Source organism: Segatella copri (assembly GCF_009494395.1).
Lineage (GTDB): Bacteria > Bacteroidota > Bacteroidia > Bacteroidales > Bacteroidaceae > Prevotella.
Genome location: NZ_VZCB01000095.1, coordinates 1 through 18,714, shown reverse-complemented (window position 1 = coordinate 18,714; position 18,714 = coordinate 1). Strand labels below are relative to the sequence as shown.

The window sequence follows — 18,714 nt, the reverse complement described above, 5'->3', positions numbered from 1 at the left end:
TCATGTTTAATTGGACATACGCCCTAAAGCAAGAGAATTCTTCACTCTTCGCTCTTCACTCTTCGCTTTTAGCTTCTTCGTAAACGCCAGGGCAATCCAGGCATAGATGCCCAGAAGGATGACGAGCAGTGTCTGCACCGAGTGGACGATGAGTACGAAGAAGAGGGCGTCGTTTTGCTGGATGCCGTAGAGAATGAGCATAGTCTTCACGGCAAAGTGCCACGGACCTGCTCCGTTGGGAGTCGGTACGATGACTGCGATGCTGCCCACGATGAAGGTTACCAGTCCACACATCAGACTGAGATGCGATGTCGCCTCAAAGCACTGGAACGTGAGATAATAGTGGAAGAAGTAACTCAGCCAGATGCCCAGCGTGAAGGCTATATAGAGGGGTACGTTCTTCACGCCCTTCAGCGAGATGATGCCCTGCCACAGTCCGTTCAGCGTAGCTTTCACCTTATTATATATAGCGAGTTTCTTCAGCAGGAAGTGCAGCAGGATGAGTACGGCGATGCTGCAGACTACCGTTACGAAATAGCCCGTGGCGGTGAATTTTCCCAGGATGCTGTCCATGCTGGTACCCGTCTTGTCAAAGAAGTTCAGGAATACCGGTATCTGCATCAGAAACACCATTCCGGTGATGAGAAGTACCAGCAGCGAGTCGATGGCTCGCTCCGTAACCACCGTTCCCAGAGCTTTAGGGAAGGATACGCCGTCATATCGTTTCAGCACGGCACATCGTGCAAATTCTCCCGATCTTGGGATGACGAGACTCAGTGCATATGATAGAAAGATGGAGTTCACGCTTACATGTGTGCGTGCTTTTTCGCCCAGTGGCTCCAATGACTGTTTCCATCTCCATCCCCTGAACAGCTGCGCTGTAATGCCAAAGGGGAACGACAGCAGCATCCAGGTCCAGCTCATCTTGTGGAGCACCACGTCCTCCACCTGCTTGAAGTCGAAACCCCGATACATCCAATAAAGGATGGCACCGCCCAGTACGAGCGATAGCCCCACCTTCCAAATGTTGTTTGCTATCTTCTTTATATCCATAATTAGATGCAAAGTTAATACTTTTCTTGTCAATATCGCACGAAAGTGCATATTTTTAGCATAAATAAACGCTTGCCCCTCATTTCTTTCCCTCTTTTTTCTATAAAAGTTAAAAAAAAATGTATTCAATGGGCTATTTCTCGAAAAATAATCGTATTTTTGCAAAAAATATATTTGTAACGTATGAAAGCTGTAAAGCCAAAGAAAAATCTAGGTCAGCACTTCCTTACTGACCTCAACATAGCCAAGCGCATCGCTGACACGGTGGATGCCTGCCCTAATATACCTGTTCTGGAAATCGGACCGGGTATGGGCGTTCTTACCCAATATCTCGTAGAAAAGCCTCGCCCCGTAAAGGCAGTGGAAATCGACTCTGAGTCGGTGGCCTATTTACATGAGAATTTCCCGACGCTCAAGGATAACATCATCGGAGAGGACTTCCTGCGTATGGATCTCAACCAGATATTCGATGGAAAGCAGTTTGTGCTCACGGGCAATTATCCTTACGACATCTCCTCGCAGATCTTCTTCAAGATGCTCGACTACAAGGATCTCATTCCTTGCTGTACGGGTATGATACAGCGCGAGGTGGCACTCCGCATGGCTTCCGAGCCGGGCAACAAGGCATATGGCATCCTCAGCGTGCTCATTCAGGCATGGTATGATGTAGAGTATCTCTTCACCGTAGACGAGGGTGTGTTCAATCCGCCGCCAAAAGTGAAGAGTGCAGTAATCCGTATGACCCGCAACGAGGTGACCGATCTTGGTTGTGATGAGAAACTCTTCAAGCGATTGGTGAAGACCGTGTTCAACCAGCGCCGCAAGATGTTGCGTGTGAGTCTCAAGCAGATGTTCCCTGGTGTAACACCACGCGAGGATTTCTACACCACCGACATCATGACCAAGCGTCCGGAACAGCTCACTATCCAGCAGTTTGTAGAACTGACCAACTATGTGGGCGAAGAATTGAAAAGATTGGAATTAATAAAATAAAAACATATTATTATGATAGACGTAAAAGAAACTTTGAATTCTGCAGGTGAGCGTATGGAGATGGCAGCAATGTATCTCGCAGAAGAGCTCTCGCATATTCGTGCAGGTCGCGCTAACGTGGCTATCCTCGACGGCGTGCGTGTTAACAGCTATGGCAGTATGGTTCCTCTGAACCAGGTGGCTACCGTAACCACTCCTGATGCCCGTACCATCGCCATTCGCCCTTGGGACAAGAAGGCCATCAAGGACATCGAAAAGGCAATCATGGATAGTGGCGTAGGTATCACTCCTGAGAACAATGGTGAAATCGTACGCCTCGGTATTCCTCAGCCTACAGGTGAGCGCCGTAAGGAACTCGTTAAGCAGTGCAACAAGATTGCTGAGCGTGCCAAGATTGAGGTTCGCAATGTACGTCAGGAAATCAAGGAAAAACTGAAGAAGGCCATCAAGGACGGTCTTTCTGAGGACTTGGAGAAGGATGCTGAGAACGATTTGCAGAAGCTTCACGACAAGTACATCAAGCAGCTCGAAGGTTTGATGGACGAGAAGGAAAAGGAAATCATGACAGTCTAAAAAAATAGCTTTTTTAGGCTAACATTATTAATAAATGATAATGAGAGGACTCGTTATTAAGAATACAGGCAGCTGGTACACCGTCAAGACTGACGATGGCCAGCTGATTGAAAGTAAAATTAAAGGCAATTTCCGACTGAAGGGCATCCGCAGTACCAATCCGGTGGCTGTGGGCGACTATGTGCAGCTTATCACCAACCAGGAAGGTACCGCCTTCATCTCTTCCATCGAAGACCGCCGAAACTATATCATCCGTAAATCGCCTAATCTCAGCAAGCAGAGTCATATCCTGGCTGCCAATGTAGACCAGGCACTGCTTGTGGTTACGGTGAATTACCCACAGACATCTACCACCTTCATCGACCGATTCCTGGCAGGTGCCGAGGCATATAGAGTGCCAGTCATCATCATCTTCAACAAGACCGATCTTCTTACCGAAGACGAGCTCCACTATCAGAAGATGATGCGCACACTCTATGAAACCATCGGCTACCAGTGTATTGAACTTTCGGCAGCCACAGGTGAAGGTGTTGACGAATTACGCTCTTTCATCAAGGAGAAGAAATCGCTGCTCAGCGGCAACAGTGGAGTAGGAAAGTCTACCCTCATCAACCAGCTGATTCCTGATGCCGAACAGCGTACAGCCGAAATCAGCGAGGCTCACAACAGCGGTATGCACACCACAACCTTCAGCGAAATGCTGGAGTTGCCGGAAGGTGGCTATCTCATAGATACTCCTGGTATCAAGGGTTTCGGAACTTTTGATATCGAGAAGGAAGAGCTGACCAGTTACTTTAAGGAGATATTCAAGTTCTCACAGGATTGCAAGTTCTCCGACTGCACCCATACCCACGAACCGGGTTGTGCGGTCATCAAAGCGGTAGAGGAGCATTATATCGCAGCCAGCCGCTATCAGAGCTATCTCTCTATGCTCGAGGATAAAGACGAGAATAAGTACAGAGAAGCATTCTAGAAAGTGAAGAACGAAGAATGAAGAATTTAAAAACGTATTAATGAAGGAACAGAAGGACGTAAGGCAGCGCATCGAGGAAGGTGAGTTTGCTCAGAGTGCCGAGATCAGTGCTAGCTATCTCGACGAGGATATCTTGATTATCGACAATCTCAAGGTATTGCAGAATCCCGACCCCGTGAGGTTGCAGATGAACATGATTGCATCCTGTCTCAGAGGCTCTTTGAAGGCTGATCTGAACGGACGGGAAGTAGTAGTAGAGAAGGGCGATATTTTTATCAGTCCACCTAATTCCATGCTCGATATCATAGAGGTGTCGTCTGACTTTTTGGGCACTGCAATGTGCGTCAGCAATCATGGCATGATGAACATCCTTCAGTCCAATATCTCGGTATGGAACCGTGCCGTATACATCAGCAAGCTGTCGGTATTGAAGATGAACGAGACCGACCAGGTATTCTATACCAAGTTTACCGATCTGGTGCGTCTCTGTCTCGACCCTACTTTCAGCGACCGCAGTTCCTGGAAGCCATATCGTCGTGAAATCGTAGAGACGCTGCTCAAGAGTGCGCTTCTTGCCGTGAGCAATCTGCTTCTCGAGGGCTTGCCTAAGGATGCTAGTGTCTCCAGCACGAGTGATCTTTTCGACAAGTTTCTGAAGATGTTGCAGCAGAGCGAAATCAAGCACCAGCCTGTAGAATATTTTGCCCAGCAGCTGTGCATTACGCCCAAGTATCTCTCCATCATCAGCAAGCGCCATTCGGGTAAGACGGCGATAGAATGGATTACGGAATATACCCTTGCTGACATCACCTATTATCTCCGTTCTACCACGAAGTCGATTAAGGAAATTTCGGGCATTCTGGGCTTCTCCAACACTTCTTTCTTCGGAAAGTATGTCCGGGAGCATCTCCACATGTCGCCGCTGAAATACCGTGAAAGTTTGAGAAAATAAAAATCCTCAATAGCATATATGCAGTTTGGATATTCAATGGCGCATATATGCAAAAAAAGAAGTCGCTGAAGAATCAGCGACTTCTTTTTGTTTCTAGGGTGGAGCTGGAGGGAATCGAACCCTCGTCCGCACAAGGAAACCATATGCTTTCTACATGCTTATTCCAGCCTTCAATTTTCGAGGTATGGCAAGACCTGGACCACCAACCATACCCTTATCCTCTAAAATTTCATCCGGGCAACGAGGCGTACCCGAACTATTTCCGATTTGCCTGCACCGCTTGATCAACAAGATTCGGAACTACATCCGTTGAGCGATGTCCCGTTCCAGCACCTTGTGCCGGAATTAAGTTAACCTACTGTACTTCGATTAAGCAGCGAGAGCGTAGTTATTTTCGCCAATTAATTTTTTGTTCACTATGATTTAGGAGGTAGCCAACGAGCCTCCGCATGCTTACATACCATTTCATCTCGCCGTCAAATCCAGTCAACCCCGAGATTTCTTTGATACTAGGTTGCAAAGATAAAAGGAATATTTGATATCACCAAATATTTTTGCGTTTTTTTTCAGTTTTCTTCAAAAAAATGTAAAATCCAAAATATCTGGTGATTTTGGTGGATTCTTACGTACAACATGTGCCTGATAGCTCCATTTTATTTTTTGAGCAATAAGTCCCCTTGCCCTCAATCTGACAAACCAAGGAATCATTGAGGGGAAATGGAAACTTGAGATATTCAAAAGAATTACCAAAATCAATGTTCAGCAATGGAATTTGCAAACGTTTCAAAAGCAAACGGTCCTTGTCTTGTGAAAAATCGAGAATGGCATCCTTGTCTATCATCTTGATACGGTTGCTATCGTTTCCAACAAAGAACACCTCTTTCTCTTTTCCAAGATATTTGGAATTGGAGAAATCCCATGTATGCTCAGAAACATTTGAATTTTGTGATATTGTAGGTATCACGAAGTCATAATGTATGCTGTCACCAACTCTTAGGTAATTAGGACTACCTGTAAAATTGTATTCTTGTGACCAAATCGGAATACTATTGATTTGTATTAGAAAAAAATATAATATTTTCATTGTATATTACTTTTGTTTATTATATTTTAGAATTAATAAAATTGTTGATAAGATATATGCTAATACTAGAGACAAAAGTGTCACTACTGTAACAACTCCCTCTGTTTCTACTATATTTATTCCACCATTATGTAATAGTTCTTCTCTTTGACAAAAGCCTATAACCATCATGGAATTTATGTTTAAAATTACAAGTTGTTTTATATTTATAGATAATAGAAAATTGATAAAAAATGGTATTATGTAGAGTATGATTCCGTATAAATCCATTTCACCAGAATTGAACCACACACATTTGGGAATAATAATTAAATAGTTACATGCTAGTTGCCCCCAAAAGAATATTCTTTTCTTTTTTGAAATTGAAATAAAATTACACATAATAACAATGATAATGAAATGACTAATAGCAGCAAGGCATAATATGTCTTCCTCATCTTGACTATAAAAACATAACGTATCTATTGTCATTATAAATGACAATAATATATAAAGTAAAAGTTCTGTTTTAAAACTGATTTTATTTTCCATACTTATAATGTTTTTTTGTATTTGTATTATAAAATAACACAACTTTCCCTTTTGGGATTGTTTTTGATTATACTAGGATAGACACCCTTTTTAGGTCTAAGTCCTCTGCCAGGATTTAATCCAGCTTTTTTTTATGCATTCGGGCGAGGTTGCTGTCGAATGAGCAATAACTACCCTCAAACTGATACTTGCTCAACTTGCCATCTTCAAATATAAAGTCACCGATATAGTCCGTTGTATTGGTTGTGAGAGCCTCATGAATGGTTCTCAACTTACTGCCACCAGCATCATAGACATACTTTGTCTTGAAACCATTGTTGAAGGTAATGCTGCTGAGGTTGTCCAGCACATCATACTCAATCTTGCTGATGCCCTTGCTAAAGTCATCTAAAAAGCAATAGTTCAATGCCTTTAGTGAAATGCTATAGGTTGTCATTAGATAGATGCAAATAAAAGCCTTTCTTATACAGTTATTCATAAGATAATTGTTTTTAGTTCTTCCAAATTGATACGTGTAACACTTAAGTTTCCTCGCAAATTGAACCAAAGCCATATGTTATTTTCTTTAATTAGAAGTTTTTGAAAATAAAAAATATAGCATTCATGTGTATTGGGGAAAAATAGAATATATATACATTCTTGTTCTAATGGTGGTATTTTTTTGTATCTAAGTTCATATATGTACACTTTTTGGTTATTAATAATTCTTTCTGAAATATTTATTTTTGTATTTCTTTTATTGAGAAAATTCTCATTGTTCGTATTTTTTGCTATTTTATAGATTTGTCTATCAAACAGCAATTTTGTTGGCATATTTGTCTTGTGAATAATAAAGGTTTGAAGGAATAAAGAATCCTCCTTAGAGAAAGATTCTTTCCCTTGATTTGCTAGGTTTTGAACATATGTTATGTTTTGTTTGGAAATAATTCTTTTTTGTTCTATTCCTCCTTGAAGCATATAAACAATGTCTAGACCATCAATGTCTGCGAATTTTGAAGGATTATTTATAGAATATGCATATGGGGTTGTTGCTTTATATTTCTCTGCCAATTTGTCCATTCTATCCCAACTTCCCTTGGCTGCATCATACATTCTTGCCCCATGGTCATACCAATCCAAGCCCGAAGTATGGTCAAACTCCTTGCCTATGTATTTATTCTTTTGTAGCTCACTATTGTATGCCAAGTCACCATATACACCTCCGAATGGGTAGTAATGGTTCACTTGCTCGATGGTTCCATTCTCGTTCACCACCATGCGAATGCTTCCGAGATGGTCTTTCTCGTAATAGTGGCATGTAGGATTGAGGTTATTGTCGAACGAGCAATAACCACCCTCAAACTGATATTTTCCCTTTGCTATGGTTTTGGTGCAGCAAGTACCTGATAACACAAGTTTGTTCTTTGAGCAATAAGTCCCCTTACCCTCAATCTGACAAGTCAAGGAGTCATTGAGGGGAAATGGGAACTTGAGATATTCAAAAGAATTACCAAAATCAATGTTCAGCAATGGAGTTTGCAAACGTTTCAAAAGCAAATGCTCCTTATCTTGTGAAAAATCAAGAATGGCATCCTTGTCTATCATTTTGATATGGTTGCTATCGTTTCCAACAAAGAACACCTCTTTCTCTTGTCCAAGATATCTGGAATTGGAGAAATCCCAAGTTTGATCAGAAGCACTTGAACTTTGCGGAACTGTTGCAGTTATAAAGTCATAGTGTATGCTGTCACCGCCTTTTGAGAGATTGGCAGTGGCAGTAAGTTCGCGGCTTTGTGCCCCCAAGGAGGCACAATTGCTAACCATGATGCTAATGTAAATGATTATCTTCTTCATTTTTTTTCTTTTGTTGTTTTATATATTTCACAGCAATAATTATAGTAACTATTGTGGAAAATGCCAAATAATATATATCAAATAACACCTCATTATATAGGTTGTCTACAACTTCAAAACCATTAGGAACATCAACTAATTTTAAAAATATATAGTCAAAATCTCCATAATGATAGTCTAACATCCAATATATCCATCTCATAAAAATGAGGTAGATATGCAAAGCTACTAGAATTAAAACTAAAATTTTAAATGATTTTCTTTTCATATTCGTTATATGTATATTAAATTAATCTTATCACTTGTCTTTTAGTAACCTTCTTGTACAAAAGATAGATTTTTGGTACTTGCGATAATTTTTAGGAATATCAATATTTGATATTTTTTCTAATGTATCTATCCTACCGGTTTGCGAACTTAATATAATTATTTCTTTTGTATATTTTTTTATAATATAAGTAATGCCCGTCATGTCAAGAATGCTATCTTTTGTAATATTCCATGTCGGAATGTATTGGTAGTCGTATCCATTAAATTCGCTAAAATGCTTTTTGCGCCCATCAAATTGAATACAATTTTCAAACTTGTCAAAATACATATAAACAGATTCTTCTCTACAACAGCCATAATAATTCATGGTATCTGTTGTAGCTCTACCAGCTATATAATGCCAATAGCAATAACTGTCATCTGTAAGAACTTCTTTTACAGTTGCTTTTTTGCAAGATAAGACAGTAGAAAGTATCAGTACTATTGTTCCTAATACGTAATAAGTTCTTTTTTTAGTCGTATACATACTCAAAATGATTATTTCGACGAATAATTTTTCCTATATGCAAAGGTTTTATGGCATTGTTGTACCAAAGTTGCTGGTACTCGCAACTAGGAAGTCTCTTCCAAATGCACCTGCCACGTTCATCATAGCGGTACTCATAGGCAAACTTGCCATTCCCTACAAGTCCATTGGATGCCGTTTCCACTGGATACCTCAGGCCATTGTAATATGTGACCGTTGTGAAGGCTTGGTTGCCAGCGGCATCAAGCATCTGCTTCTCAAGAATATAATTCTTGGAAGAGGTCTGTGCTTGTACTGCTATACAACAATACAAGATTGGGAGGATAAAAAATTTTTTCTTTTTCATACGCTTGACTTATTATTTATAAACGAAGTTGCATCCTCGCTATTTGATGTGCACTTTTTCCGAAAAGGCTTTGCCGTTCACATGGATGTAAAGTACATACTCTCCCAAAGGCAGCCCTGAGCAATCGAAATCTTTCCGATAATCGTTACCAGCTTGCTGTTGTAGGGAAGCAGACTTAAATACCATGCCGGAAGTATTGCAGATGAGAAGTCTGAGCTGAGCATCTGAGACTAGGGAGTAGGACAAACATACCTTCTTGCCATTGACTGATACTTTATAGGAAATGTCACCTTGCTTGGTATCTGATTCCAAACTTATGCCTCGCATTTTATCCTTCAGTTCCTTGTTTTGTTCATCCTCTAGATGGCTCATTCCTTCAACATTGGCAGCATAGGCAAAGGATTGCTCTAAGACTTTGTGTTCTCCCTTTTTGATGGAAGCCTCGATGATTTTCAATATGGGATAACGGTATCCCATGGCATACCACTCGAAGATTGCAGCTTTGAATTTCATTGGTTCGTCTTGTCTCACAGACATGAGACTGTCCTTTGAAACATCAATGTTGGCAACGATGTTCCTTTGTATTAATAACGTATTGTTGAGAGAATCATTGCATGGCATGATTAATTTTCCCTTTGCCATGGCTTTGGTGCAGCAAGTACCTGAAAACACAAGTTTGTTCTTCGAGCAATAAATCCCCTTACCCTCAATCTGACAAGTCAAGGAGTCATTGAAGGAAAATGGAAACTTTAGATATTCAAAAGAATTACCAAAATCAATGTTCAGTAATGGGGTTTGCAAATGCTTCAAAAGCAAATGCTCCTTATCTTGTGAAAAATCGAGAATGGCATCCTTGTCTATCATCTTGATGCGGTTGCTATCGTTTCCAACAAAGAACACCTCTTTCTCTTGCCCAAGATATTTGGAATTGGAGAAATCCCATAGTTGTTCCGAAAAACTAGAACTTTGCGGAACTGTTGCAGTTATAAAGTCATAGTATATGCTGTCACCGCCTTTTGAGAGATTGGCAGTGGCAGTAAGTTCGCGGCTTTGTGCCCCCAAGAAGGCACAATTGCTAACCATGATGCTAATGTAAATGATTATCTTCTTCATTTTTTTTCTTTTGTTGTTTTATATATTTCACAGCAATAATTATAGTAACTATTGTGGAAAATGCCAAATAATATATATCAAATAGTATTTCTGAATGTAAATCTTTTAATACCTTATGAGTATCATTTTGATTAACAGGAAACTCGATATAGTAAAAATGGCCATAATTCCAATCTAGCATCCAATATACCCATCGCATTAATATAATATAAATATGTAGGACTGCTAAAATTAACACTAATATTTTAAATGATTTTCTTTTCATTTTCATTTCTTTTGTATTATTGTAAAATTCATGACTCTCTTTTCATTAAAATGAACTTACTCTTAAATTAAATCAACTAAGAGGCATTCGTTTTGTAAGAATATTCTTCATAAGAAGACACTCTGCGAGTAGTACTATAAAATATTTTTTCCTTCTTTAATTTTCCATCTTGATATTCAAAGATAATATTAACATCAGTCTTCTTGCCCTTAAACAATGCTTTGGTTAAGAATCCATTATGTATATTTATATACATGCTCTCCAATGGTTCATAACGATATGTTTCTAATTCGGCAAAAAAACGAAATTTCATATTGATTTTTTTATATTTGATGCGATAACTATCCTTATTGAATACAATTGTCTGTCTTTTTTCAACAAAAGCACCATCGTCGGTTATTTCAGAATCAATAGTAGCTAAAAAATACAAAATTCGTTCTTGCAATTGCTTATATTTTATCATATGATAAATATAATTATTTTGTAAAGACTCATCAAATTCACAATAATAGTATTTCATATATGGATATAATGGCATTTCTGCTATACTATCCCCTTGAAGATGAAAGCACAACACATCATTGCCATCATATACTAAAGAATCTTTAGGAGTATGCTGTTCATAGCAGACTATACTCTGTAACTTTACTTTTTCATAATTTCGTTTTTCTATCAATTCCCCATTATGAAAAGTAAAGAAACTTTGTGCAAGCATATTACAACTTACAAAAAGACATATTATAAAAACATATTTTTTCATTTTAATTCCCTCCAAAAGATAGTTAAACCATACTGGGCAACAGATTGTAATCTTATTTTGTTATTTATAAGCGAAGTTGCATCCTCGCTATTTGATGTGCACTTTTTCCGAAAAGGCTTTGTCATTCACATGGATGTAAAGTACATACTCTCCCAAAGGCAGCCCTGAGCAATCGAAATCTTGGCGATAGTTGTTACCAGCTTGCTGTTGTAGGGAAGCAGACTTGAATACAATGCCTAAAGCAGCACTACAGTGGTACCAATTCGCCGATACTATCATATTATGGCAATGCAACTTTTCACAACAATGTATTATTGTCTATTTGATAGATATTTAATATTGTTATGCAAAAATAAAACAATTGTAATACCAACCTATTTTCCATGATTAATATATTGAACTTGACCATCGTCTTTCTTGATTACAATGATTGCCGTTCCTCCTGTCTCACCTTTGCTTAGGCTACCTTCTATCACCCAAAAACGATTGTTGATAAGAGTTATTTTAAGTGGGTATTCATTTTTTATTTGATTACTACCATATATGTTTGATAATATCGTATTTGCAATCGTATATGCCATATTTGCATTTTCAACAATTCCATTTTTTTTATTATACACACCATATGGGTCCACCCCATCCCCATACTCAATATCGTTAAAATTACTCCTATAATTTTCTGAGATAAGTGAATCAACGCAATTTCCTATATAAATATATTTATTGGAAATATCAGTACCCTGTCTTGTAAAATGACAGCAAGAATAGCCTATTGCAAAAAAGAAGACTGAAGCCGAAAATAGCACTAAGTTTTTTTTCATTTTTATTAAAAAGTTTGATATAAAAAATTAATAACATCTATTTTTTGTACTATAGTTTTTTCTATAGAAATATAATTGATATTATTTTCATTAAGTCTATCAGGATCATTGCTGTCACTTGGCAGCTTGGATTATCCAGCTGTAAGCTGTCTGGCTTACTCTGAGAACATGCACTTGGCACCACCATAAGCAAAAATGCCAATAAAGAAATACTAAAATACTTACTCATAGGCGAACGGACGATAAAAGGTGATTAATGTCTATTAACTTGTGGCAAAGTTAAGGAAAAATACGCAATGTTGTATTTCGCACAGATGTAAATTATAAAAAATTAACTGTCAAACCTTAAGGCTGTAACTACCAGTCATTTTTGATATAGGAATACATGACTTCAAGAGGATGGTGTGTCATGGCTACTTTGGGCAGGATGCAGCCCACTGGCGAAGAAGAGTTTTGGACATAAAAATAATAGTTCTTTGCAAGGTTTGCAGCAAACGTTGCAAACTTTGCAGAAACTAAGACTTGGTACGGAGCAGGTCCTGCTTTAAGCAGAAAAAGAGAATCTTTTTCAAAGCTGTTTTTCTATCCAAGCCATCAGTACCGTTACCGCATATTGCTGCTCTTCTTCTGTCAACTGTCTTCCGGCAGGTATATGATGCCATTTGAAGAAGCATCCACGACAGCAGCAGCCTGTAGCATGTTGGGCTATAAATACTGGATGACCTCTCATCGGCGTCTGCTTGCCGTCATTGGGAATCACGGCAGGAGCAAGGCGTTTGGCTACGAAATCCTCCGCATGTTTACGGATGGTAGCCAAGCCCTTTTCTGCAATATAATCCTTATCCCTCTTCGATAGATGGAATCGACTGCGGAAAGTTGATTTGGAAAGTCTTGCAAACAGCTCTGTCAAGTCGTACTCTTTGCCGGGAGAAGTATGGTTTACCTTGCTTTCTGAAGAGATAGAGTCTTTCTGATGATTCTCTTCCTCTGCAGAAAACAAATCCAGTTCAATATATTTTGGTTGGTTTACTGCTGATTTTTTTCTCATAATTATTTTCTTTTTTCATCCGTTTTTTCAACGCTTCTCTTCTGCGTATTCGGCAAGAAGCCTGCGATTATGCCGAGCAATGGCAGGAAGGCACTCACCTGGAAGATGAATTCAATGCTTGTCTTGTCGGCCAGCCAGCCGAAGAAAGCGGAGCCCAAACCTCCCAAACCGAACATCAGTCCGAAGAAGATGCCAGCTATCAATCCCACTTTATCGGGCATCAGGTCGGTGGCATATACCACGATGGAAGAGAATGCCGAAGCGATAATCAGTCCTGACAGGAATGTACAGATGATGGCCCACGTGAAGTTGACGAAAGGCATGGCGATGGCGAAAGGTGCTGCACCCAGAATGGAGAACCAGATGACATACTTTCTGCCAAACTTATCGCCCAGCATGCCACCTGCCACTGTTCCTATGGCAAAGGCGGCAAGGAATACGAAGAGGCACAACTGTGAAGTCTGTACAGATACACCGAACTTATCTATCAGGAAGAAGGTGAAGTAGCTTGTGATGCAAGCTGTATAGAAATACTTGGAGAACACGAGCATGATGAGGATGAACAGTGCCCAACATTTCACCCTTTTAGAAATATGGGTATTGAGAAGCGGTTGTTTCTGCGGATGGTTCACTACGTAAGCCAGTCGTGCCTTGTACCAGACTCCCAATCTTACCATGATGATGGCGGCGAGCAGGGCAGCAAGGGCAAACCAGGAGATGGCATGCTGTCCGAAAGGCAGGATGATGATGGCGGCAAGCAGCGGTCCTACTGCCGAACCGCCATTGCCACCCACCTGGAAGATGGATTGAGCCAGACTCTTCTTGCCTCCCGATGCCATCTGTGCCACTCTCGAAGCTGTGGGATGAAACACAGACGAACCCAGACCTACGACGCTTACCGCCAGGAGAATCAGAAAATAATTCTCGGCGAAGGCCAGCAGGAGCAGGCCCACCAATGTGAAGCACATACCGATGGAGAGCGCATAGGGACGGGGATGCTTGTCGGCATACAGTCCTGTGAAAGGTTGCAGGATGGAAGATGTCATCTGGAAGAACAGCGTGATGATACCTATCTGTGCAAACGAGAAGTCGAACTTATCCTTCATAATCGGATAGATGGAAGGGATAATCGACTGAATCATATCATTCAGAAAATGGGAAATACTGCAGATGATGAGCATGGAATATACCGTGCCCTCTATCATCCTGGGATTACCCTTGATTTTGTTACCTATTGACTTGATATTCATCTCTTTTGTTGTTTATTTTTCTTACTAATCTTATTTGAAAATCAACATTTTATGTTGTTTTTGTTCTGCTTCAAGCTCCAATAAAAATCTCTTTGTGGCCAATCCTCCGGCAAAGCCCGTCAGGGAATGGTTGCTGCCGATAACCCGGTGGCAGGGTATGAGAATGCTGATGCCATTGGATCCGATTGCTCCTGCCACGGCTCTTGTGCCATTGGGGGTACCCATACTTATGGCTATTTCCTTATAGCTTCTAGTTTCACTGTATGGTATATCGAGCAATGCGTTCCATACTTTTTTCTGAAAATCAGTTCCTACAGGATGCAACGGAATATCGAATGTCTTGCGATTGCCAGTAAAATATTCATCCAGTTGCTTTTTGGTCTGTTCCAGGATAGAAGATGTTTCTATCTTGAACTCAGCCTTTATATACTTCAAAAGTCGAAGTTTATTGCGCTCAGCACATGGCATTTCATTCCAATCACATAGGCACAATTCATCACCCACCGATGCCAAGATGATTTCTCCACAAGGCGAATTGTAATATTGAATGTTTACTTGCTGCATTGTATTAAATACTATTTCATTACTTCTTGAATTTTCATACTTACGAATGAGACATATTGTACTTTGCTGCAAAAGTAACAAAAAATATTGGATTTAGCAAAAAAGTAGGATGGAATATTCTTTTTAACTCAACAGTTTGAAAACTCTAAGGGGCATTATATAAATTAAAGCTGTCATAGGCATGTATCAAAAAAGAAAAAGGCAATTGTTAGCATTCTAGAAGATGCTTACAACTGCCTTTCCTTTTTATAATATATGGAAACTACTGTTTAAATTCTCTCAAATGAGAAAAAACATCGCTTTTAAGCGAAGTCCTTCATGTTTGTTCTTGCACCATACTCAGCGCAAGCTGCAACTACCATTGCAAATACAATTCCTAATACTGTCATAATTTTTCCCTTTCTCTCAAAAAACTGTTAACCAAATTTTACCTTTTGACTGAAGCTTTATTGAAAGCATCCTGAGATGCTTCTCAAAGCCAGCTTACTTACCGAGGCTAATCTTCTTGTTGACATTTACAACCTCAGCAAAAAGGGCAGCTACAACTGCCAATGTCATTCCTAATACCATCATCATAATTGTTATCCTTTCTTTACTTTATTATTCTTTATTTTATCTTTTCGAGTGCAAAGGTAATGCCTTTTTGTGTACGCACACAATATTTTTGGAAGAAATTGAGAAAAAGGCTTCATTTCTTGATTTCCGTCAATTCTTGTCATAGAAAAAATGGCAAAATGGCATGCTTTCAGGCTATATGACATGATAAAGTTTCATCCAGGCAGGCTCAGCATCGCCACAGCCAAACAAACTTATTATCAGTCTATAAAAAAAAAGTTTGAGGCACAGTTCTTGTGCGTCAAACTTTTGGGATATCCCGATTCTGATGCCTTTACTTCTCTGGGAAGATTTCTGCCAGCTTCTTTGCCATGCGCTCAGCGAGTACGGTGGTATAAACAACCTTACCCTCCGGGTTGATGAGATACATGGTAGGAAGCCAGGAAATCTTGTAATCCTTGGAAATCTGGGTTTCCTTCCACTTCTTGAACTCGCTGTACTGTTCCCATTCTACACCGTTTGCCTGGGTGTAGTTGTCGAGTTTCTGCTTGTCGGTATCCATGGATACGCCGATGAACTTGGCACGGGTGCCGTACTTCAGGAACATCTCCTTGACGGTAGGAATCTCTCTGCGGCAATCAGGGCACCAGGTAGCCCAGAAATCCAATACCGTCCATGTTCCCTTCTTGAGGGCAGGGAAGGCTGGGGCCTCTGTTCCTACAGCCAGGAGATTCTTGGCATAGAGTACATCCACATCCTGTGGGTTCTGGGCTGTTGTTGCGCTGCCCTGAGCGTTGGCTCCGATGACAGATGCTGCCATAAGGAGCAAAGAGAATATTGCTTTTTTCATTTTTCTTTGTTTTTAAAAACTGCTGCAAAGATACGGATATTTTTTTGAAATCGCTATCGGAAGAAAGAAAAAATGCCGGGCGCATCTTGAAAAAGATGGCTCGGCATGTTTTTGGGGAAGCTTTCCTGCTCTAGGGGGAACCAAGCGATGGAATCACTTGGAATGGGGCAGGCTTGCTCGTGTAGGCAACTTTCTAGGCAGTCCCCGTTTTTTTATTTTACCTGGCGTAAGCTATACCTACATATGATTGGCTAATCGTTTTATTCATGGGTAGCAAAGCGCTGCTCAGCCAGCTTTTCATATTTGGTTCCCGGCTTGCCGTAGTTGGCGTATGGCCAGATGCTGATGCCGCCGCGTGGGGTAAAGATACCGGTTACTTCGATATACTTAGGATCCATCAGCTTAATGAGGTCCTTCATGATGATGTTCACGCAGTCTTCGTGGAAATCGCCATGATTGCGGAAGCTGAAGAGATAAAGTTTCAAGCTCTTGCTCTCTACCATCTTTACATCCGGAATATAGCTGATGCGAATCTCTGCAAAGTCAGGCTGACCTGTGATAGGGCAGAGGGATGTGAACTCAGGGCAGTTGAAACGTACCCAGTAATCGTTGCCAGGGTGCTTGTTGACAAAGGTCTCCAATACCTCAGGTGCATAATCCATTCTGTATTCGGTCTTGGCTCCGAGAGCCTGCAAACCATCTTCTTTTCTGTCTGTCATATTGTTTTCTGTTAAATGCTTCTATGTTCTATTCTACTTAAAAAATGAAAGTGCTTAGCCGAGGCTAAACACTTTGAATACGTTGTAGGAGATGTTCTCGTCGTAGACGTCTTCTCCCTCATGCTTTTTGATGGCTTTTACTACACGGATGGTGATAGGCAATACCACAATCTCGTAAGCCGTCTTCAGGATGACCTGCCAGAGCATCAGCCAAGGCAACTCCGATGTTGGAACCACACCTCCCAAAGCCAATGGGAAGAAGATGAGGCTGTCGCAGCTTTCACCGGCAATGGTACTCAGAATGGCACGTGCCGAGAAATGCTTGCCACCATCGCGAATCTTCATCACACTCATGACGTATGCATTGGCAAACGAACCGATGATGAAGGCAACGAATGATGCTGCTGCAATGCGGGGAGCCAAACCGAAAATGGCATGGAAGCCGGCATCGTTGGTCCAGTAAGGTGCGGCAGGGATGACATCGCAGATGGCTCCGAGTGCTACGAAGAAGAAGTTCATGGCGAAGCCTGTCCATATCAGCAGACGTGCCTTTTGATAACCCCATACTTCGCATACCACATCATTGATGATGTAGCTCACTGGGAATACGATGAGACCACCGGTTAGGGAAACTGGCCCGAAGGCGATTTGCTTTGTTTCGAGTACGTTTGCTGCAATGAGACAAACGCAGAAGAGAATGCTGAAAAGCATAAACAGCACACTCACTTGAGTTTTTTTCTTGTTCATTTTCTTGTTTTTTACGAGGTTTACCAAGCACTCGAGTTAATAATTGCACGTATGGGAACTATCCATTGGTGCGAAAACGGCTGCAAAATTACAACTTTTCTTCCTATCTGCCAAATATTTATGAAAATATCTTCAATAAATGATGATAATATCTGCAAAAAAAATCCCAAGTACTATCACTAGCACTTGGGACGAATTTATTGTTAAACCAAAATTTATCAACCTAAAAACCTAATCTAACAATCTTTTTATCAACTAACAACCTATTTATGTCTTATGAATTAACAACCTATTTTATCTGAACAAACTAACAATCTGTTTTATCTTAACTAACATAAAACTCTAAAGCAGCCAAAGGAGAATAAGAGAGGTTGGAACGTAAACAGTTGGGAATGAGTAGATTTGCACAAAGTTGCCAAATCGGCATAAAGCAAGCGAGTGAGGAATATTGAAGTAGTTCAGTTACTAAATCGTGAGCCACAGTTACCTATGCAAAGCAGGTAACAATGCGGAAAGGCAACTTTGTGCATCAACGGATTTTATTGCGCTGATTCTCAATGTTTTGCGTATCAAGGAACGCTTACAAAATGATTATATTTGCACACTCAAAATGTAAGCGTTATGAAAATCGAAAAATTCAAGGTGTTGCTCTACCTAAAAAAGAGCGGAATGGACAAGAAAGGAAAAGCTCCCATCATGGGACGCATCACGGTGAACAGGACTATGGCGCAGTTCTCCTGCAAGTTGTCTTGCACTCCATCGCTTTGGAATCCTCGTGCCAGCCGATTGGAGGGCAAGAGCAAGGAAGCCGTGGAAACCAACAAGGACATCGGGCAGTTGTTGCTTTCCATCCAAAAGGCTTTCGATGTGCTTGTGGAAAAGAGAACG

At 40.5% G+C, this 18,714-nt stretch carries 23 protein-coding genes and 1 other RNA gene; 5 read left to right on the top strand and 19 right to left on the bottom strand.

The window, feature by feature from the left end; genetic code table 11:
* Positions 1-6 precede the first annotated feature (6 nt).
* The gene (locus tag F7D73_RS13235) at positions 7-1,053 is read right to left on the bottom strand and encodes a lysylphosphatidylglycerol synthase transmembrane domain-containing protein (RefSeq protein WP_153125392.1); all 1,047 of its coding nucleotides are present in this window, start codon (positions 1,051-1,053) and stop codon (positions 7-9) included.
* A gap of 183 nt (positions 1,054-1,236) precedes the next feature.
* Between F7D73_RS13235 and rsmA the strand changes: the two genes are divergently transcribed.
* The 4 genes from rsmA to F7D73_RS13215 are packed head-to-tail and all read left to right on the top strand — an operon-like array spanning position 1,237 to position 4,544.
* Positions 1,237-2,046: a 16S rRNA (adenine(1518)-N(6)/adenine(1519)-N(6))-dimethyltransferase RsmA gene (gene rsmA / locus F7D73_RS13230; protein WP_153125390.1), complete on the top strand. Its 810-nt coding sequence runs from the start codon at positions 1,237-1,239 to the stop codon at positions 2,044-2,046.
* Between the two features lie 12 nt (positions 2,047-2,058).
* Entirely contained in the window at positions 2,059-2,619 is a 561-nt protein-coding gene (gene frr, locus F7D73_RS13225; protein WP_153125388.1) for a ribosome recycling factor, read from the top strand.
* Between the two features lie 40 nt (positions 2,620-2,659).
* Positions 2,660-3,592, top strand: a complete 933-nt coding sequence (rsgA, locus tag F7D73_RS13220; protein WP_153125386.1) for a ribosome small subunit-dependent GTPase A — start codon at positions 2,660-2,662, stop codon at positions 3,590-3,592.
* Between the two features lie 40 nt (positions 3,593-3,632).
* Positions 3,633-4,544: a helix-turn-helix domain-containing protein gene (locus F7D73_RS13215; RefSeq protein ID WP_153125384.1), complete on the top strand. Its 912-nt coding sequence runs from the start codon at positions 3,633-3,635 to the stop codon at positions 4,542-4,544.
* A gap of 96 nt (positions 4,545-4,640) precedes the next feature.
* Here the strand turns inward: F7D73_RS13215 and ssrA are convergent.
* The 18 genes from ssrA to F7D73_RS13125 all read right to left on the bottom strand — a co-directional run bounded on the left by ssrA (position 4,641) and on the right by F7D73_RS13125 (position 17,826).
* Positions 4,641-5,038, bottom strand: a transfer-messenger RNA (tmRNA) gene (ssrA, locus tag F7D73_RS13210).
* 128 nt (positions 5,039-5,166) lie between these two features.
* Positions 5,167-5,628: a hypothetical protein gene (locus F7D73_RS13205; RefSeq protein ID WP_153125382.1), complete on the bottom strand. Its 462-nt coding sequence runs from the start codon at positions 5,626-5,628 to the stop codon at positions 5,167-5,169.
* 6 nt (positions 5,629-5,634) lie between these two features.
* Entirely contained in the window at positions 5,635-6,159 is a 525-nt protein-coding gene (locus F7D73_RS13200; protein WP_153125380.1) for a hypothetical protein, read from the bottom strand.
* Between the two features lie 115 nt (positions 6,160-6,274).
* A complete protein-coding gene (locus tag F7D73_RS13195; protein WP_153125378.1) occupies positions 6,275-6,637 on the bottom strand; it encodes an RHS repeat protein in 363 nt (120 codons plus the stop codon).
* On the bottom strand, positions 6,634-7,992 hold the full coding sequence (locus F7D73_RS13190; protein ID WP_153125376.1) for an RHS repeat domain-containing protein: 1,359 nt from the start codon (positions 7,990-7,992) through the stop codon (positions 6,634-6,636). Before F7D73_RS13190 ends, F7D73_RS13195 begins: the two co-directional genes overlap by 4 nt.
* Complete coding sequence (locus F7D73_RS13185; RefSeq protein ID WP_153125374.1) at positions 7,967-8,260, bottom strand: hypothetical protein; 294 nt, start codon at positions 8,258-8,260, stop codon at positions 7,967-7,969. Before F7D73_RS13185 ends, F7D73_RS13190 begins: the two co-directional genes overlap by 26 nt.
* Before the next feature lie 30 nt (positions 8,261-8,290).
* Complete coding sequence (locus F7D73_RS13180) at positions 8,291-8,788, bottom strand: hypothetical protein (protein WP_153125372.1); 498 nt, start codon at positions 8,786-8,788, stop codon at positions 8,291-8,293.
* The gene (locus F7D73_RS13175) at positions 8,775-9,134 is read right to left on the bottom strand and encodes a hypothetical protein (protein WP_153125370.1); all 360 of its coding nucleotides are present in this window, start codon (positions 9,132-9,134) and stop codon (positions 8,775-8,777) included. The genes F7D73_RS13180 and F7D73_RS13175 overlap by 14 nt, the downstream gene beginning before the upstream one ends.
* Before the next feature lie 39 nt (positions 9,135-9,173).
* Positions 9,174-10,247, bottom strand: coding sequence for a hypothetical protein (locus F7D73_RS13170; RefSeq protein ID WP_153125367.1), 1,074 nt, complete (start codon positions 10,245-10,247; stop codon positions 9,174-9,176).
* The gene (locus F7D73_RS13165) at positions 10,222-10,512 is read right to left on the bottom strand and encodes a hypothetical protein (RefSeq protein WP_153125365.1); all 291 of its coding nucleotides are present in this window, start codon (positions 10,510-10,512) and stop codon (positions 10,222-10,224) included. The genes F7D73_RS13170 and F7D73_RS13165 overlap by 26 nt, the downstream gene beginning before the upstream one ends.
* Before the next feature lie 76 nt (positions 10,513-10,588).
* Positions 10,589-11,272 (bottom strand): hypothetical protein, encoded by a 684-nt coding sequence (locus F7D73_RS13160; protein WP_153125363.1) that lies wholly within the window; start codon positions 11,270-11,272, stop codon positions 10,589-10,591.
* A 374-nt stretch (positions 11,273-11,646) separates the two neighbouring features.
* Entirely contained in the window at positions 11,647-12,093 is a 447-nt protein-coding gene (locus F7D73_RS13155; protein ID WP_153125361.1) for a YbbC/YhhH family protein, read from the bottom strand.
* Positions 12,094-12,661: 568 nt separating this feature from the next.
* The gene (locus F7D73_RS13150) at positions 12,662-13,141 is read right to left on the bottom strand and encodes a DUF4186 domain-containing protein (protein WP_153125360.1); all 480 of its coding nucleotides are present in this window, start codon (positions 13,139-13,141) and stop codon (positions 12,662-12,664) included.
* 2 nt (positions 13,142-13,143) lie between these two features.
* Complete coding sequence (locus F7D73_RS13145) at positions 13,144-14,391, bottom strand: MFS transporter (protein ID WP_153125359.1); 1,248 nt, start codon at positions 14,389-14,391, stop codon at positions 13,144-13,146.
* A gap of 30 nt (positions 14,392-14,421) precedes the next feature.
* The gene (locus F7D73_RS13140; RefSeq protein ID WP_153125358.1) at positions 14,422-14,955 is read right to left on the bottom strand and encodes a methylated-DNA--[protein]-cysteine S-methyltransferase; all 534 of its coding nucleotides are present in this window, start codon (positions 14,953-14,955) and stop codon (positions 14,422-14,424) included.
* 889 nt (positions 14,956-15,844) lie between these two features.
* Positions 15,845-16,360, bottom strand: a complete 516-nt coding sequence (locus tag F7D73_RS13135) for a TlpA family protein disulfide reductase (RefSeq protein ID WP_153125357.1) — start codon at positions 16,358-16,360, stop codon at positions 15,845-15,847.
* Positions 16,361-16,620: 260 nt separating this feature from the next.
* On the bottom strand, positions 16,621-17,079 hold the full coding sequence (gene queF / locus F7D73_RS13130) for a preQ(1) synthase (RefSeq protein WP_153125356.1): 459 nt from the start codon (positions 17,077-17,079) through the stop codon (positions 16,621-16,623).
* A 54-nt stretch (positions 17,080-17,133) separates the two neighbouring features.
* Positions 17,134-17,826: a queuosine precursor transporter gene (locus F7D73_RS13125; protein ID WP_153125355.1), complete on the bottom strand. Its 693-nt coding sequence runs from the start codon at positions 17,824-17,826 to the stop codon at positions 17,134-17,136.
* Positions 17,827-18,447: 621 nt separating this feature from the next.
* Here F7D73_RS13125 and F7D73_RS13120 point away from each other — a divergent pair.
* Positions 18,448-18,714: Arm DNA-binding domain-containing protein (locus F7D73_RS13120; RefSeq protein ID WP_262884891.1), on the top strand; the 267-nt coding region annotated here is incomplete at its 3' end.